This is a genomic window from Candidatus Rickettsia kotlanii, from assembly GCA_030295365.1.
In the GTDB taxonomy this organism is placed as follows: Bacteria; Pseudomonadota; Alphaproteobacteria; order Rickettsiales; family Rickettsiaceae; genus Rickettsia; species Rickettsia kotlanii.
In genome coordinates this window covers 359,773-376,407 of record AP027062.1, presented here as the reverse complement: position 1 = coordinate 376,407, position 16,635 = coordinate 359,773, and the positions used below count along the sequence as shown (strand labels likewise).

Sequence of the window (16,635 nt, the reverse complement as noted above, 5' to 3'; positions counted from 1 at the left end):
AGGTTGCGTGGCAATCTCATGAAATAAAACTCCTGAGAATGCTTCGTCGAATTACTGCGTAATTCTTCTCGCAATGACGATTTACCGATCCATACAAGCAAGCTTTCACAAGAATTATATAGAAAAAACATATAATAGTGACATCCTTTAAAATTTTTATATATGATAGTAATCGATAAAACATCTTATAGAACTGTGGGATTTGATAAACGTATTAAATTCCTAGTGCTACATTATACACAGTGTGATTTTAAGCAGTCTTTAGATTTTCTAACCGGTGAAAAGTTAAGTAGCCATTATTTAATCAATAATGAAAACCCTGAACATATATTTCAATTAGTAGAAGAGCATGATAGAGCATGGCATGCTGGAGTAAGTTACTGGCAAGGTCATGAACGTATTAATGATACATCAATCGGTATTGAAATCGTAAATCCTGCTTTTGAAGTAAATGCAAAAAACAATAATATAGTTTGGCTACCCTATTCGGAAAGGCAAATTAATAGTGTTATAAGTTTGTGTAAACAGATTATTGCTAGATATGATATTAAACCTACTAGAGTGGTTGGGCACTCTGATATTGCTCCAGGTAGAAAACAGGACCCTGGTCCGCTATTTCCTTGGAAACTATTATATGATAACGATATTGGAGCTTGGTATGATGAACAGGTGTTTAACGATCTATTGCCGCAAGTCGACATAACCGATATTGCAGCAATTCAGCAGAAATTTATTACATATGGTTATAAACTTGAAGTTACTGAAATTTTAGACTCTAAAATGAAAGATATTATAATTGCGTTTCAAATGCATTTTCGTCCTAGTAATTTTTCCGGTGATTTGGATGCTGAAACCATAGCAATTTTAGATGCATTAATATTGAAATATAAATCTGAATTAATATGATAAGATTTATAACTATACCGGATCTTGCGGATTATCAAGTTACTTTGAAATTAATGGAAGATTACGTTAACAAAGTAATTAGTGATCATGAGCCGGAAATTATTTATTTAGTTGAACATTCGGAAGTATATACAGCCGGTACTAATTATAAACAAGAAGAATTATTAAATTACGGTGATATTCCGGTAATTTACACAGGACGTGGCGGTAAATTTACTTTTCATGGGCCGGGTCAGCGTGTTATTTATCCAATTCTTAATTTAGCTTCACCAAATCGACATAAAGATTTAAAGCTATATATAAAAATGCTTGAAGAATGGATTATAAATAGCTTAAATTATTTTGGAATTAAAGCATATATTATTAAAGATAAAGTAGGAATTTGGGTAAAAGTAAGGAAAGATGAATTTGCTAAAATTGCTGCAATAGGTGTTAGAGTAAAAAAATGGGTTACATATCACGGTGTAGCTATAAATATTTCACCAGATTTAAGTAAGTTTAATGGGATTATTCCTTGTGGACTTGAAAATTCTTTAGTAACATCTTTAAATCAGTTAGGGATTCATGTTGAAATGTCTGAATTTGATAAAATTATTCAAACTGAATTTAATAAAATATTTAAATGATCAGAAAATTTTTACTCACAATTTTTGCTCTTTGGGTCGGTGGTTTTGGTTATTATTTATATTTAATAAATTCTTATAAACTTAATAGTAATACTACTAATGCAATAATAGTATTTGCAGGAGGAGGACATAAAATTGAAACCGGTATTGCTTGGCTTAAGGCAGGCTATGCACCTATATTATTTATTACTGGTATAGAATCTACAGAGCAATTAAAAAATTTGTTAAAGGAACGTGATGTTATAGAACAGCAGGTAATACTTGCTCCGAATAAAGTAATGTCTGAAGAAGATAATATTAAGAAAGTGGTTGATTTTATTGTAACTTACAATCTTACTTCAATAATTTTAGTAGAGTATAATTATAATATGCCTTTTATGCTAAATAAGCTTGAAAAAGCGATTCCTTCTTCTAATAATATCTATATAGTACCATATCCTGTTTTTTCCAAACAAAAATATAATGTGTTATTAAAATCCTATCATCGTTATTTAATTAGTATACTCGTTTAATTTGCTCCTTTACTCTTTTCCAGTACAATATTTTAGAACGGCTACGCCAAATAATGCAGAAATTAAAGAGCCTATTATTACTGCAGTTCTCATAGGGTTTGAAGGGCAGCTGCTCTCAAACGTAATACTACTAAAACAAGTATTAGTTGGAACAAGTGCCTTTAAATGCAAAATTTTCTAAAAGGATACTGGAATTCATAAATACAAAAAGTGGTAAAATAAAGTAATTTACAAAAGGACGAGTTAAGTTTTCAAGTTTTTTAAAGAAGTGTTAAATTCTCCTTTTATATTAACAGGTATAAAAAGTGCTATTAATGGCTCTGCATAAAGTATTGTGAATACCTGACTCCACCATACTAATCCATAATAATAAACCTACAATTATATAATAAAATAATTGTTTAACTTTTCGATAATTCAATATAAACAAGATGAATATAATTATAGAGGAAATTAATAATGCCGGAGTATTGTTTTAGTATAAAACAAAGCTAGTATAATTAACGCAAAAGCATCGTCAATTAATGAGAAACCTATAATAAAAGCTCGTAATTCTAAAGATATATGTCGGTTGAAAAAAGATAAAATACCAAGGACAAAAGTAGTATCAGTTGCGATAGGAATAGCCCATCCTTTTATTAATCCCGGTTTATCGTAATTAAAAAACATGTATATTAAGACAGGAATTACCACACCTTCAAGGGCTGTCGCCGCAGGTAATATTAGTTTTTTTATTTTTATGTTTACCTTCTACTAGGTGAAATTTCATCTCTAAACTTAATAAAAAGAAGAAGGTCATGAGACCGTCATTAACTAACTCTATAAAAGTTGTTTGTAAACTTACATTTCCTATTGTAAAATTTACTGTAAATAAAAGAATAATAATATAAGGTAAAAGCAATAATTAATAATATACCGGCAAAAGTACCTGATTTAATTAATTCTCTTAACTGGTTATTTATACTCATAATTTTAATATTAGTTATAACAAGCTCATAATAATATAAGTTATTTAAATTCATTAAGAAAGTCAAAAATCTATTAAATTATTTTTTAGTGAGATAAAAAGTTGTTTTTTGTACTTTTATAAGCTTGTATAATAAGTGTAAGAAGATATAATTATTAATTACAAAAAAATATCTAAGCAATTCTTATGTTAGCAAAACAGCAAACCGAATGGATTATTAGCAATAACCTTGTAAATAAGGGATGGCATATAGATTATGATAATAAAGAGAATTGTTTATTTCCAAAAACCAAAATCCAAAACAGAACAGATAAGATTAAATGGAAAAAGACCGGATTATATCTTATATGAAAGTAATAATGATAAACCTATTGCAATAATAGAAGCAAAAAAACAGGAGTGGATTTAAGACAAGCTTTAGATCAAGCAACGGAATATGCAAAATTGCTTGATGTACCTATAGTGTTTGTAATGAATGAAGCTTACTGCGAAGCTCGTTTTGTTGCTAATAATAAAGAGCTTATATTAAACGGTGATGAAGTAAGGGAATTACTACATGAAAAAGAATTATTAGCTTTTTTAGAAGCAAGCAGTAATGAAGCTTGGACTATACCGAAAGAAATTAAAGTATCACGTGAAGAATTAATATCGATATTTAAAAAAGCGAATTTGCAAATATATTATTCTTAAAATTATTAAGTGAAAACAACGAAAAATTTTGGTGAAATAATATTAAAGCACAATCCAACGATGATATTATCGGTTATATTAATAGCTATGTTATAGAACAAATTAAGAATAAATATGGTGGCGATGTTTTTACGCCTATTTCTCTAGGCAATTCCATTACTCTCCGCCACATTATCGATGCAATTGATCCTCTTATTTTATCTACGATAGATACAAATATAAAAGGCGATGCATTTGAGTATTTCTTAGAAAAAACTACATCAATGGAAAAATGATTTAGGCGAATATTTTACACCGAGAAATAAAGAAAATAATATAATTAATACCGGTAGAAGATTTAGAAAAATTAAGATTTAATACATTATATGGGCGAGAGTTAACCAAAACTGCTAGAATCGCTAAGATGAATATGATTTTGCATGGTGACGGACATAGCGGAATTCAGCAAATAAATAGTCTTGAGAACTCTAATGATGTTAAACCCTTAACTAGCAGTTAAAGTTTGATGTAATTGTTACTAATTGCCATTTTCTCAAACTATCACTAAAAAAACTAGCAAAAACGGCAAAACTATAACAGAAAGTCATATAACTCCTCTTTTTATAACGGCATTGCAAAAGATAACGATGATGTTGCTTGTGTTTTGCATTGCCTGCAAAATTTAAAAGAGGGTGGTAGAATGGCATTGGTAGTACCTGAAGGGTTCTTATTCAGAAAAGACACCGCTGCTGTTCGTCAATTTTTACTATCAAAAGCAAAGCTGTAACTTGTTATCTCTCTACTGCAAGGTACTTTTTTACCTTATACAGGAGTAAAAATGTCAATACTTTATTTTATCGATACACATAAACCGAATAATCAAAAAGAATATTGGTTTTATGAGGTTAAGAATATCGGCGTTATTCTAGACAATAAAAAAAGAAAAATTGTTGGTATAAATGATTTAAACAGGCGAGGATGAATTTATCTAAAATTCCTTTTATAGATCTCGATTTTTATCAAATAGCTAAGAATTGGTGAAAAACAATGATATTTTAATGTGTAAAGACTGAGCATTAACGGGTAAAGTGTGTTTTGTGGATGATAAAATTTTACCGCAAATAGAAGTAATGGTTAATGAACATGTTTATATTTTTAAAGGGAAACCAAATATTATACATCAATTTTATTTATTTTATTATTTAAATAGCGATATAATTTTAAATCAAATTAAAGAACTTAGCTTATAATAAAAGTGCTCAGCTTTAAATAGAGAACATATGAACTCAATTTATATTCCTCTTCCGTTTCTAGAAAAACAACAGGAAATTATTGAAGAATTGAATAGCTATCAAAAGATAATAGAGGGGGCAAAAAAGATAGTTGGCATCCTTATTTTGAAATAAATAAACAATGGGAAATTGTTAAATTTGGCGATATCGTTATCAATAAATTGAAAGGTAATATTTTATCTCTTGAACATAAGGAGTATACAACTTAATAGTAGGTAAAAAAGTAAAATGATTAACATTAATACTGCAATTAAGGGAGGTATTCCAGTAATAGCAGCTGGTTGGGTTAGTCCTTTAATGAAAAACTATTGTTAACTAAATATCTATATTATTTTTAATCTCAGCAAAATATAATATACCAAAAGCAAGCTGGATCAGGTCAACCTCACGTTTATTTGAAAGATTTAGAGGATGTACAAATTCCTATCCTGCCTCTTGAAGAATAGCAAAAAATAGTAACAGAGCTTGATAATAATCAAAGTAAGATTGACAACAATTTGAAAATAAACTAAAAACCACATTAAATTCTCTTTGGCAATAATTGATGTACATTAACTACTTAAAAGATTTGATTAGTTTTAAGTCTGTAACTCCTAAGAGCGATGGAGCTATTGAGTATATTGATGATTTGCTTAAACAGCACGGCTTTAAGACCGAAATAAAAATATTCGGTGATTCTAAAAACGAGCAAGTCACTAATCTTTATGCTGTTTTCGGTAGCAATGAGCCTAATATTTGCTTTGTTGGTCATGTAGATGTAGTGCTGGCAGGCAATCATGAGCTTTGGTATAATGCGAGTCCATTTAAAGCTAGCCAGCAAGACGGTAAGATATATGGCAGAGGTACGGTGGATATGAAAGGGGCTATAGCGTGCTTTCTAGCTGCCAGTTTAGATTTTATAAAAAATAATACCAATTTTAAAGGTTCCATTAGTTTCTTACTTACTAGTGATGAAGAGGGAAAAGCAAAGCATGGTACTCAAGAAATGCTGCAATATGTTTATGATCAAGGATATAAGATAAATTTTGCTATTGTCGGTGAACCTACTTGTGAAACAGAAATAGGCGATGCAATTAAAATTGGTAGAAGAGGAAGTGTTAACTTTAAATTAAATATAGAAGGCTTAAGCGGGCATGTAGCTTATCCTCATAAAGCAAATAACCCATTGCCTTGCTTAATAATAATATTGAATGAGTTAACAAATATAAAACTTGATGAAGGTACTGAATTTTTTCAACGTTCAAATCTTGAAGTAACGAATATCGAGGTCAGTAATAATACTTCAAACGTAATTCCGGCAAGTACGGAAGCATCTTTCAATATACGTTTTAATAATTTACATAGTGCAGAAACTTTAGCAAAACAGGTAGAAGAAATTATTAAACAGCATTGTAAAGAATATAAAGTAGATTATAAGTTAGAATATAGTAGTTCTGCTGAAAGTTTTATTCAGAACCCTAGCGATAAAATAAAAGAATTTGCTAAAGTAGTAGAGCATACGCTTAAAATAAAGCCTGAATTCTCTACAAGTGGCGGTACGTCGGATGCAAGATTCGTCAAAAATTATTGTCCGTTAGTAGAGTTTGGTTTATTATCTGAAACGGCACATAAAATAAACGAATACACAAAAATTAGCGATTTACAAAAATTATATGATGTGTATTATAACTTTTTGATGGAAATACTTTGATGTTATTCCTGCAGAGGCAGGAATGACATAGAATCCATGCAACAAGGGCACCCTTTTACAGGAATGGCATTACCATACGCGGATGTGATGGAACTGGTAGACATACAAGATTTAGGTTCTTGTGCCGTGAGGCGTGGGGGTTCAAGTCCCTTCATCCGTACCACTTAAATTTTCTCATAAAAAATAACATAAAATTTTTATGCAGCAATTTAGTATTTATCAAACAAGCGATGAATTACTTCTAAAATCGATATTGCTTCTGATAGAAAAATGCTATCACTCTAATCTTAAAAGCGTGATATTAACTGCAGATGCAGATCAACAAGAAATGCTCAATAAAAATCTTTGGACTTATTCAAATAAGCAATTTATACCTCACGGTAGTAAACTTGATCCACAGCCTGAAAAACAGCCGATTTATATTACCGATGAGTTACAAAATCCTAATAATGCTAGTGTACTTGTTATTATTTCGCCTACAGATATAAGAAAAATTTTACAAGCAAAAGAGTATATAAGAGTTTTCAAAAGGATAATTATAATAACCGATTTACCGGAAGATTTAAAAGAATTAACAGTTAAAATAAATAAATTTACCGGACAGGAAAACAAAATAGATTGTTTTACTAAAAATTCTCGTGGAGCTTGGAATAAAGTAGTCTAATAAATTTATATTCTTTTAACAAATAAATATAATCCGATCGTTAAAGCAATAACCAAATTGAAATAACAAGCAAAAATAAAATCTAGCTTTTTTGAAGCAAAATTTTGTAATATAAAATGAATTGAAGTAACTAGCAATACTGTTAAGGCAGAAAATAATACCGGCATAAAAGTTGTTTTTTTGCTATAAGGATATCTTAAAAAAACTGCAAGTGCTACAAAAGGTAATACAAAATTGTATAAAGGCCAAATTATTCTTTGATGTGCTTCAGCAATTAATTTAATTTTTTTAGTAATAGCTAAATCATGAGGAGGGGCAAGTAATTCGCTTATATAATATTCGTTTGCTTCTTTACTATGTTTAGTTCTTTGCGATACTAAAGGATTATTATCATTTTGCAGTTTTATCATTAAAGAATTGAAAGTTAACTGAGTTAAATTACCGTTTACGTCATATTCTTGTCTTATGCCTTTATTAAGTTCAAAAATCGGGCTATTATCATATATATTAAGAGTACCTGAGCCCGCAAATACTACTGATGGGTTATCAGCGTTGCGATTATCAAATATTATTACGCCGTTCATAATATTTCCTGCTGATTTTTTATCTATAAAAACAGTGATATCTTTCGTTACTTTATTAAAAGTTTTCTCTTCAATCATACTTGAGATATAATTATTCTTTATAAAGTTTAAACGTGATTTTAAGTTTATATGAGATAACGGCAGGATGGTAGAAGATATATAATAAGCAAGTAACATAACTATTAATGCAACATATAAAGCAGGCAGTGCTAGCTGTACATTATTAACTCCTGAAGCTTGTAATATAATTAATTGTCGCTCGACTTTTAAATTATTATAGATATAGATCATGGTAATAACCGTTATTACCGGTAACAGAATAAATAATAAAGCAGGAAGTACTAAAACTATTAAACTGAAGAAGTCCATAACTTTTATACCTTTATCAAATAAATATAAAAGTTTTAATATTTGCGTTATCCATACTATACTAGTCACTGAAAAAGTAACGACTATAAGCAGCGGTAAGATGTTTTTTATAAAGTATTTTCGGTATAGTAGCATAATGTTTGTTTGGTTTTTTGATGTCATTCTTGTTTTTAGTTAGGCGCGACATCAAACGCTTTTCAAAAACTATCCAGTACTATGGATTGTTAGATAGGTTTTGTGGGAACTCGTTCCCGGTTCATTTCAAAATAATTAAAAACTAAGTAGAGCACTGTGTGAACCTAATCGTATTAACTCCAATGTGTCAGTATCGGGTTTTCTATAAATTAATACTAAATCCGGTTTAATATGACAATCTCTACAATCTTTGCCAATTAACCTATAAGGGCATGATCTCTCATATGTATAGGACATGTTATATCAGCAACCAAGTACCTAACTGCTTTCAGTAAAATATCATCCAAATTTATTCCATGTTTTCCAAGTTTAAACTGTGCAGTACGTTTAATCGTTCTCATTTAAATCAGATAACAAATTATTGATATTATCAACATGAACTAATTTGCCGCTTCTTGCAGCTTTCATAGCTTTAATTGTTTCATCATTTGGGATAAGTGCTCAAACGGTAATGCTTTTTCACGAGCAACACGAAATAACAGCATACGAACAGCATCAGATAAAGCAAGTCCCATAGCAGCAAACACTAAAGCTGCTTCTTCTTTCACGTCTTCATTAATACGGGCTCGCGCAATAGAATCAGCAGACATAAAAATCTTCTTTCAATAATGTAGTTAGTTACATTGTAGCGCGCATATTAAAAACTTATTTTTTCTTAAAATTACTGCCTCATTAATAGAAAATCCCCGATCTTTCTTATTATATGATTTGCAAAGCTGCGATAAATTAACTTACCTATCAGTATTGTTATAAATGCAATAATAATGCTGTAGATTATATCACTTGGGTAATGCATAGCAAGGCTTATGCGAGATAAAGACACGAGCATAATAACACAAATCATTAAGATTTTTAATGGTAATTTTATATAATTCCAAGCAAAATACGTTACTAACATGCTAAGAGCTGCGTGGCTGCTTGGAAAGCTTGAAAAGCATCTTTCGTTTGCAGTATTTATTATGGTCATGAAACTATCTACAGGAAGACTGCAATAAGGGCGAGGGAAATTAACTGAAAATTTAAGAGCGGTAAAAATTAAACCGAATGTCCCGTATATTATACCGATTTCAACTAACTTATTATAATTGTGCCAGAATTTATTTTGCTGCTTCTTATCATTTTTGGTTTTCTTTAATTGAATATAAAAATATATACAGTATAAAATATATATTAAGGCAAAATTAGAGATATTAAAACAAAACGAAATTATTTTAAAAAAATAAGATATAAAGCCGATATTAGTAATTTTATTCAAAAATAAGAATATTTTTTGATTTAAGCCGAAAAAATTATAAAAAACTTCAAACATTATTTTAAATATTTATGTTACAAGTAACAATACTTGGGTGTGGAGCATCTGTAGGCGTACCGATGATCGGGTGCGATTGTAGTACTTGCACATCTCCTTCAAAATACAATAAAAGGACTAGATCAACAATATATATTAACGATGAAAATAGTCAAATATTAGTTGATTTCGGTTTTGATATTAGAAATCAACTATTACGAGAAAAGCTAAATAAGCTCGATTGTGCTATATTAACACATTATCATTCCGATCACGTTAACGGTATCGATGATTTACGAGTATTTACTTTTATGCAAGGCAAGCCATTTGAAATCTATACAGATTACGATAGTACGGCAAAGCTCCATACAAAATTTGATTATCTATTTAACAATAAGTTATTTAAGCTTGGGCGACTGTTCACAACTCAATCTGTTAGTTTTTTTGATAAAATTAAGATTAATACTATCGAAATACAATTTTTTAGACAGCATCACGGTCCTATAGATAGTTTGGGCTTACGTATAGGTGATTTTGTTTATTCGCCCGATGTAATCGATTTTCCTCCTGAATCAGATAAATTTTTAAAAGATATAAAAATATGGATATTAGATTGTATGGATTATAAATCAAATCCGAATCATGCAGGGCTTGATAAAGTTCTAGAATGGCGTGAAAAATATAAACCTGAGCAGATATTATTAACCAATATGAGACACACGATAGATTATCATGAGATTACGAAAATGCTTCCAAATAACGTTAAGCCGCTTTATGACGGTTATAAATTTACGGTCTAGTTTATGATTATTTTAGAAAAAGTTTGTAAGCGTTATGGCAAGAATTATGCAATTAAGAATATTGATTTAAGTTTTACTACTAAGGAAACTACTGTAATAATCGGTCCTTCGGGAAGCGGTAAAACTACTCTGCTTAGAATTTTAAATAATTTAGAAGAACCAAGTAGCGGTACTTTTTTGGTAGACGGGAAGAAGCTATTGCTTAAAGATAGAAGAAAGCTTCGTTTAAAAGTTGGTATGGTTTTTCAAAATTTTAATTTATTCCCGCATTTAACGGTAGGAAAAAACCTAATCTATACGCCGGTAAATGTTTTAAATTTGCCAAAAGAACAAGCAATTTCTATGGCAAAGGAATTGCTTGCAAAATTTAAGCTAACGCAAAAATTTGACTCATATCCGGCAAGCCTATCAGGAGGGCAGAAGCAACGCACCGCAATAGCAAGGGCTTTAATGATGAAGCCGAAAGTTTTGTTATTCGATGAACCGACTTCGGCACTCGATCCTGAAAATATTAAAGATGTTATAGAGAATATAAATTTATTAAAAGATCAAATGAGCATGGTAGTGGTCACGCACCATTTGAAGTTTGCAAAATTAATAGCGGATCGTGTTATTTTTATGGATCAAGGACAGATTTTAGCAAATCAGCCTGCCGAGGATTTTTTTAATAAACCGGCATCGCATCGAGCTAAGTTGTTTTTAGAGAATATCGGCGATTTAATGTGATTTTCTTGATAAAGATAAAATTATAGCCTATAATTAGTATTTAATTTAGTATTAATTATATGTATCCTCAATGAACTTAAAATTGGCTACGTGTCGTCTAAATAAGTTTGCAGGTAGCCACGTATTAAGGATACGCTCTGCTCCTAGTCTTGCAGACTCCTTGCTCTTTTCCAAGTTGATCTTCGTATAACTTTCTTCGTTTACTTGGAATCAATAATGGAACATATTTATGCAAATCTAGCAGTTAGTATATCAGAATTTAAAAAAAGCCCTACTGCATTATTGGATAAGGCAAGTGGTGCGCCTGTTGCCTTATTAAATCATAATAAACCGACTGCTTATCTAATTCCGGCTGAATTTATATGAGCAAATTATTGAAGCTTTAGATGACAAATATTTATTAGAGCTTGCTACTATTAGATTAAAAGATAAAGAAAAGGCAATAGTGGTTAAAAGTAGCTTTTGTCATTCCCGTGAAAGCGGGAATCTAGTAAAAAATGGTAAAAATAAAAAAATCATATGAAAATTTAGTATATAATTTGTTTAGAAAGCTGGATTCCTGCTTTCGTAAGAATGACATAGAATCAATAAATAATATCGCCATATGAGTAAACAGTTTATCCTATTTTTTAGTATAATGTTACTATTATCACATTGTACAGTTTTGGCACAGATACGAGTAGAATTACCGCAAAAACTAAAAAGCTTGAATTGCAAAAAGAAGAATTACAAGGAGAAGCAATTGCAATTTTATACAAAGGTGAAGTTATTTATAAAACAACGTTTAGAAATCAGAAAGGTAATAGAAACTTTATTTCCTTTAGCATCAGTTTCAAAAGCTGTTTCAGCAACGGCAATTGCATTAATGGTAGATCAAGAAAGTTGAGATTAAATTCAAATTATTATACCTAAAAAATGCTATTAGTCTTAATAATATTTTAAGCCATACAACAGGTTATCAAATTCTCAGGAAATATTGAAATTGAGCAAGGAATGAATCGCTCAAAGCTTTTAGTGTTGCTAAAAAAACAACAAGCTAGTTGTAAACCCGGGCAATGCTATAAGTAAAGTATAGTAACATAGTTTTTAGTTTACTTGAAGAAGCTTTAAAACGGTACCTACATCTGCCGGTATTTTTGCATCGATAGATGGAATGATTGAAATATTCACACTTAGTTTTGGTTATAAACCGAATATTATTGCTAAAAGTACTTTAGATCGTATGTATAAAAGAGTAAAATCAAACAAAGATGTTTTTGGATTTAAATGGCAACTGATTTGGCCTATTGATCAAAAAATGATTGAGTCATATTATGCTCTTGGATGGTGTATTCTTAAAGTAAAAGGACGCTCAAATAAGGATTTAATTTTTCACTCAGGCTATAAATTAATGGTATTAATTCTTTTATTGGCTTCATACCGTCAGAAGAACTTAGAATTATTATTCTAGTGAACCAGGAAGGTAGTTTTCCACTTAAAAATGGGCTGGGACTTTGGTTTGATTATATAGATTAAAATTGTATACTCAGATAGAACTTCGTATATCTATTCTTTATTTACTTGTAGTATATTATATGAATAAAAAACTTATAAAACTTATTTTTATCATTTGCAGCACTGTAATTGTAACAGGTTTATTATACAAATATATCAATCAACATTATCCAAAATTTTTTAAAGCACCACAAAATATAGGGAGTTTTTGTGCGTCATTATTAATATTATTTAGTATAATTTACTACAGTACTATTAGCCAGAATGAAATACGCAGATTTTGTTTGCAATTAGCAATATGGGCAGTAATTTTCTTAGTTATAATAACTGGTTATGCTTTTAGGTTTGAGCTGAACTACGCTTATCATAGAGTAATGTCTGCTTTAATTCCATCATATAAATGGTCTACTGAAGTCGGAGAAATTATTATAGCCCGTAGCAGAGATGGGCATTTTTATATCAATGCTTTTGTAAATAACGTTAAAATAAAATTTATGGTAGATACAGGGGCAAGTGATATAGCTTTAACTAAAGAAGATGCTCAAAAATTAGGCTTTGACTTAACTAAATTAAAATATACTAGAACTTATCTAACAGCTAACGGTGAAAATAAAGCCGCCCCTATAACCTTAAATAGTGTAGTAATCGGTACGGAATTTAAGAACATCAAAGGACATGTAGGTCTTGGTGACCTTGATATTTCGCTTCTTGGTATGTCGCTACTTGAGCGTTTCAAAGGTTTCAGGGTTGATAAGGATTTATTGATCTTGAGTTATTAGACTTCCTGCATAACTTGCTTCTAAAGGCAATTTGTATGTCGATCATCATCCCTAATCTTCACGTATTTCTATATATGCTGCAGCGGCAAATGCTTCTGTGTATCCTTTAAATTCCTTTCTATACACCGCTTTGGAAATATTTTTTACAAATTTCCTTTTTAATAAATAGTTAAATTGTTAATTATTTTTTGATTTTTATATCAAAAAGTGCTAACATGCCTGTTTTAAATAAAAGAGGTTTTATGTATAAATCTAAATATGACGAAATCAATTTGTTTAATGCTATTTACAATGAAGACAAGATCAAAGAACTTGTCAATAATAAGATAGCTGTTTCTAATGAGTTTGCAGCAGTACCACTAAATGAACACGATGATACACCTCTACATATAGCTTCTATTCTAAGTAAAGAAAATATAATTTAAATACTACTTAAGACAGAGACTAATCCTGATGACGTAAATTGTGAAGATGATTTTCATAAATTGGCAGAAGAATGTAGAAATGGAAGGTTTAGTAGAAATTTTCATTTGAAAAATTAATAGAATTTATAGCTTGGAAATAAAACTTTTGGATACTAATTATAATATTGATGTTGTTAAACTTTATCTACAAGATGCTCGTAATTTGAAAAGTTTTTTAGAAACCGGTAAAAAAGAGCTAACAGAAAAAGAAAAATTAGATAAACTAAACGATATGATTATCCCTTCTCTTAGGGATAAAACGCTATTGAAATATAAAGAAATATATAATGATGACAACTTTTGCCTGAGATAGCACAAACAGAGCTTAACGATACATCCTATTGTGATGATATTTTGTGAATAAATATGGATACCAAATCGTCATGAGCTAAGTGACTAAAGACGTTGTTGCGTGGAGCAGTTTTTCCGTCATTGTGAGGAAATTTACAATCTTGGGAAGAATTCCTGAGATTGCCACGCTCACTAATGTTCGCGTGCAATAACGACTTGTATCCACTCAACACGATCTTTGTAAGAATGACATAAGAGCCGTGTTAAAACGGCATTTTAAAGCCTGGTGGTAAGCTCATACCGTTTAAAGCTCCTGATAAAGAATTTTGAGAATCTTCATCACATTTTTGTTGAGCATCATTAAAGGCAACTTTAATTAAATCCTCAAGCATTTCTTTTTCTTCTGCTTTTAATAAAGATTCATCAATTGAAATCTTGTCAACTTCGCCTTTACCGGTTGCAATAACCTCAACAAGTCCGCCGCCGGCTTTACCGGTATATCTTGCATTTGCCATTTGCTCTTGAGCTTCTTGCATTTTCTTTTGCATTGATTGGGCTTGCTTTAAAAACTGATTAAAATTTACCATAATTCTATCCTATATATTTTTAGCTTTTAAGTAAAATATCCGAAATTGTTATATTTGGGAAATGTTTTTTAATTAAACCAAAATCGTTACTTGCTTCAATCTTACCAATTAACTGATTCTTTAAGGTTTGCTTGTTCTGTTCTTTTATTATTACTATCTCAAACTTTTCATTAGTAAAAGCAGCTAACAAATCTTCTATTTGTCTTTTTATTTTGCTTGTAACTTCAAGACTTACGAACTCTAATCTATTATTACTGAGATTTTTAAGTTCCGTATGATTGAGCAGGAAATAATATATATCTATCTCATTATTTTTATATAAATATTCAAGAAAATCTACAATTTCAAATTTTTTTTTTATTTCCGGATTAATTGATTGATTTAAATTTTGATTATTACCGTCAAAATCTGTAAACAAGGGTAGCGACGTTGAATATATAGATTTTATAACTAACATTTCTGTTTCTGTTAGTTGGTTATAGGAAATTTTTATTTCCCCTACTCCCTTATTATATATTTGCCATAAGATTGATAAGTGTGGCAAGCTGGTTTTATCTAATATACTTTTAGTTCTATCATTAAATGATTCATATATAGGCAAACTATAATTAGGTAACATTTTTACTTTATTAAGATAAGCAATAAAATCTGATGCCGATTCTATAAAAATTTCAAGATTAACCGAAGAACCGTAAAGTTTATTTATTAAATTTATAGCTTTTTCCGTCTCTCTGTGGATAATACATTCGACAAATTCTATTATAACCGAACTATCGACAAGCCCAAGCATTTGATTAATTACTTGAGGACTAATTATATTGTCAGATTTCGCCGACATACTAGCTGCTTGATCTAAAATAGAGACTGCATCACGTGCCGACCCTTCCGATTTGTAAGCTATAATTCTTAGTGCTTCTATATCGGTTTTTAAATTTTCTTGCTTAGTTATATATTCAAGTAGCTTAAAAATCTCTTCAAAACTTAACCGTCTTAAATCATAACGTTGACATCTTGAGATAATAGTTGCAGGTATCTTTTGTACTTCCGTCGTTGCAAAGATAAACATTATATGAGGTGGCGGTTCTTCCAGTGTCTTAAGAAGTGCATTAAATGCCCCTTTAGAGAGCATATGTACCTCATCAATAATGAAGATTTTATGCTTACCTTGTAGGGGCTTATACTCGGCGGATTCTATAATTCTACGTATATCATCTACGCTAGTTTTACTTGCCGCATCAATTTCGATTATATCAGGGTGATTATGATTATTAAAGCTGATGCAATTCGTACATTCTTCACATGTTTTAATAGTCATATTTTCGGTAATTAAAGCAGAACAGTTTACGGCTTTAGCAATAATTCGGGCGGAAGTAGTTTTACCGACTCCTCTAATACCTGTTAAAAGATAGCTTCCGGCAAGCCTATCGTTTAAAATAGTATAGCTTAAAACTTTGACTAATACCTCTTGCCCATGAAGTTCGGCAAAGTTACTAGGACGATATTTCCTTGCAAAAGGAATATATTGATTTGATGAATTTATATCTAGCACTATAGTTATAAGACTTTTTATGTTATTTTAGCAGAAAACTGGCTTTATTGCATGGTTCCATGTCATTCCCGCGAGAAAGCGGGAATCTAGAGAAAATAACCTTAAATTGCTACAAAATACGTATTTTGTAAAATAAACATATAAAAATTTATTTTTTATATGTTTTACTGAATTCCTGCTTTC

General features: G+C 30.2%; 23 protein-coding genes, 1 tRNA gene and 3 pseudogenes. 20 read left to right on the top strand and 7 right to left on the bottom strand.

Annotated elements, in window-relative coordinates:
* The first annotated feature begins 162 nt into the window (after nt 1-162).
* The 3 genes from QUD19_RS02130 to QUD19_RS02120 are packed head-to-tail and all read left to right on the top strand — an operon-like array spanning nt 163 to nt 2,044.
* Nucleotides 163-906 (top strand): N-acetylmuramoyl-L-alanine amidase, encoded by a 744-nt coding sequence (locus QUD19_RS02130; RefSeq protein ID WP_498808425.1) that lies wholly within the window; start codon nt 163-165, stop codon nt 904-906.
* Nucleotides 903-1,532, top strand: coding sequence for a lipoyl(octanoyl) transferase LipB (gene lipB, locus QUD19_RS02125; RefSeq protein WP_498808424.1), 630 nt, complete (start codon nt 903-905; stop codon nt 1,530-1,532). Before QUD19_RS02130 ends, lipB begins: the two co-directional genes overlap by 4 nt.
* Nucleotides 1,529-2,044: a YdcF family protein gene (locus QUD19_RS02120; protein WP_498808423.1), complete on the top strand. Its 516-nt coding sequence runs from the start codon at nt 1,529-1,531 to the stop codon at nt 2,042-2,044. The genes lipB and QUD19_RS02120 overlap by 4 nt, the downstream gene beginning before the upstream one ends.
* Before the next feature lie 289 nt (nt 2,045-2,333).
* Here QUD19_RS02120 and QUD19_RS02115 read toward each other — a convergent pair.
* A pseudogene (locus tag QUD19_RS02115) lies at nt 2,334-2,945 on the bottom strand (Na+/H+ antiporter NhaA).
* Nucleotides 2,946-3,267: 322 nt separating this feature from the next.
* On the opposite strand from QUD19_RS02115, the gene QUD19_RS02110 reads away from it, so the two are divergent.
* The 9 genes from QUD19_RS02110 to QUD19_RS02070 all read left to right on the top strand — a co-directional run bounded on the left by QUD19_RS02110 (nt 3,268) and on the right by QUD19_RS02070 (nt 7,326).
* Nucleotides 3,268-3,420: a hypothetical protein gene (locus QUD19_RS02110; RefSeq protein ID WP_498808421.1), complete on the top strand. Its 153-nt coding sequence runs from the start codon at nt 3,268-3,270 to the stop codon at nt 3,418-3,420.
* Nucleotides 3,411-3,701 (top strand): hypothetical protein, encoded by a 291-nt coding sequence (locus tag QUD19_RS02105; RefSeq protein WP_498808420.1) that lies wholly within the window; start codon nt 3,411-3,413, stop codon nt 3,699-3,701. Before QUD19_RS02110 ends, QUD19_RS02105 begins: the two co-directional genes overlap by 10 nt.
* Before the next feature lie 643 nt (nt 3,702-4,344).
* A complete protein-coding gene (locus QUD19_RS02100; RefSeq protein ID WP_498808419.1) occupies nt 4,345-4,467 on the top strand; it encodes an N-6 DNA methylase in 123 nt (40 codons plus the stop codon).
* A 51-nt stretch (nt 4,468-4,518) separates the two neighbouring features.
* Nucleotides 4,519-4,662, top strand: coding sequence for a hypothetical protein (locus QUD19_RS02095; protein WP_498808418.1), 144 nt, complete (start codon nt 4,519-4,521; stop codon nt 4,660-4,662).
* Between the two features lie 106 nt (nt 4,663-4,768).
* Nucleotides 4,769-4,930 (top strand): restriction endonuclease subunit S domain-containing protein, encoded by a 162-nt coding sequence (locus QUD19_RS02090; protein WP_498808417.1) that lies wholly within the window; start codon nt 4,769-4,771, stop codon nt 4,928-4,930.
* A gap of 30 nt (nt 4,931-4,960) precedes the next feature.
* Nucleotides 4,961-5,086 (top strand): hypothetical protein, encoded by a 126-nt coding sequence (locus QUD19_RS02085; RefSeq protein ID WP_498808416.1) that lies wholly within the window; start codon nt 4,961-4,963, stop codon nt 5,084-5,086.
* Between the two features lie 430 nt (nt 5,087-5,516).
* Nucleotides 5,517-6,662, top strand: coding sequence for a succinyl-diaminopimelate desuccinylase (dapE, locus tag QUD19_RS02080; RefSeq protein WP_498808415.1), 1,146 nt, complete (start codon nt 5,517-5,519; stop codon nt 6,660-6,662).
* Between the two features lie 78 nt (nt 6,663-6,740).
* A tRNA-Leu gene (locus tag QUD19_RS02075) sits at nt 6,741-6,825 on the top strand.
* A gap of 36 nt (nt 6,826-6,861) precedes the next feature.
* Entirely contained in the window at nt 6,862-7,326 is a 465-nt protein-coding gene (locus QUD19_RS02070; RefSeq protein WP_498808414.1) for a DNA polymerase III subunit chi, read from the top strand.
* A gap of 5 nt (nt 7,327-7,331) precedes the next feature.
* On the opposite strand, the gene QUD19_RS02065 is transcribed toward QUD19_RS02070, so the two are convergent.
* From QUD19_RS02065 to QUD19_RS02050, 4 genes and pseudogenes are all read right to left on the bottom strand, one after another.
* Entirely contained in the window at nt 7,332-8,414 is a 1,083-nt protein-coding gene (locus QUD19_RS02065) for an LptF/LptG family permease (protein ID WP_498808412.1), read from the bottom strand.
* A 135-nt stretch (nt 8,415-8,549) separates the two neighbouring features.
* A complete protein-coding gene (locus tag QUD19_RS02060) occupies nt 8,550-8,711 on the bottom strand; it encodes a type II toxin-antitoxin system mRNA interferase toxin, RelE/StbE family (RefSeq protein WP_498808411.1) in 162 nt (53 codons plus the stop codon).
* Nucleotides 8,712-8,801: 90 nt separating this feature from the next.
* Nucleotides 8,802-9,064, bottom strand: a pseudogene (locus QUD19_RS02055) (type II toxin-antitoxin system RelB/DinJ family antitoxin).
* Between the two features lie 71 nt (nt 9,065-9,135).
* Nucleotides 9,136-9,783, bottom strand: coding sequence for a phosphatase PAP2 family protein (locus QUD19_RS02050; RefSeq protein ID WP_498808410.1), 648 nt, complete (start codon nt 9,781-9,783; stop codon nt 9,136-9,138).
* Between the two features lie 14 nt (nt 9,784-9,797).
* On the opposite strand from QUD19_RS02050, the gene QUD19_RS02045 reads away from it, so the two are divergent.
* The 8 genes and pseudogenes from QUD19_RS02045 to QUD19_RS02010 all read left to right on the top strand — a co-directional run bounded on the left by QUD19_RS02045 (nt 9,798) and on the right by QUD19_RS02010 (nt 14,338).
* Nucleotides 9,798-10,562, top strand: coding sequence for an MBL fold metallo-hydrolase (locus QUD19_RS02045; RefSeq protein ID WP_498808408.1), 765 nt, complete (start codon nt 9,798-9,800; stop codon nt 10,560-10,562).
* Between the two features lie 3 nt (nt 10,563-10,565).
* The gene (locus QUD19_RS02040; protein WP_498808407.1) at nt 10,566-11,288 is read left to right on the top strand and encodes an amino acid ABC transporter ATP-binding protein; all 723 of its coding nucleotides are present in this window, start codon (nt 10,566-10,568) and stop codon (nt 11,286-11,288) included.
* A 216-nt stretch (nt 11,289-11,504) separates the two neighbouring features.
* Nucleotides 11,505-11,811: pseudogene (locus QUD19_RS02035) on the top strand (type II toxin-antitoxin system Phd/YefM family antitoxin).
* Nucleotides 11,812-11,892: 81 nt separating this feature from the next.
* Nucleotides 11,893-12,174, top strand: a complete 282-nt coding sequence (locus QUD19_RS02030; RefSeq protein WP_498808406.1) for a serine hydrolase — start codon at nt 11,893-11,895, stop codon at nt 12,172-12,174.
* Between the two features lie 267 nt (nt 12,175-12,441).
* Complete coding sequence (locus QUD19_RS02025) at nt 12,442-12,738, top strand: hypothetical protein (protein WP_498808405.1); 297 nt, start codon at nt 12,442-12,444, stop codon at nt 12,736-12,738.
* A 124-nt stretch (nt 12,739-12,862) separates the two neighbouring features.
* Nucleotides 12,863-13,561, top strand: a complete 699-nt coding sequence (locus QUD19_RS02020) for an aspartic protease APRc (RefSeq protein WP_498808403.1) — start codon at nt 12,863-12,865, stop codon at nt 13,559-13,561.
* Nucleotides 13,562-13,776: 215 nt separating this feature from the next.
* Nucleotides 13,777-13,986, top strand: a complete 210-nt coding sequence (locus QUD19_RS02015) for a hypothetical protein (RefSeq protein ID WP_498808402.1) — start codon at nt 13,777-13,779, stop codon at nt 13,984-13,986.
* A gap of 145 nt (nt 13,987-14,131) precedes the next feature.
* Nucleotides 14,132-14,338, top strand: a complete 207-nt coding sequence (locus QUD19_RS02010) for a hypothetical protein (protein WP_498808401.1) — start codon at nt 14,132-14,134, stop codon at nt 14,336-14,338.
* A 241-nt stretch (nt 14,339-14,579) separates the two neighbouring features.
* On the opposite strand, the gene QUD19_RS02005 is transcribed toward QUD19_RS02010, so the two are convergent.
* Entirely contained in the window at nt 14,580-14,903 is a 324-nt protein-coding gene (locus QUD19_RS02005; protein WP_498808400.1) for a YbaB/EbfC family nucleoid-associated protein, read from the bottom strand.
* A 19-nt stretch (nt 14,904-14,922) separates the two neighbouring features.
* On the bottom strand, nt 14,923-16,452 hold the full coding sequence (gene dnaX, locus QUD19_RS02000; protein WP_498808399.1) for a DNA polymerase III subunit gamma/tau: 1,530 nt from the start codon (nt 16,450-16,452) through the stop codon (nt 14,923-14,925).
* Between the last annotated feature and the right edge of the window lie 183 nt (nt 16,453-16,635).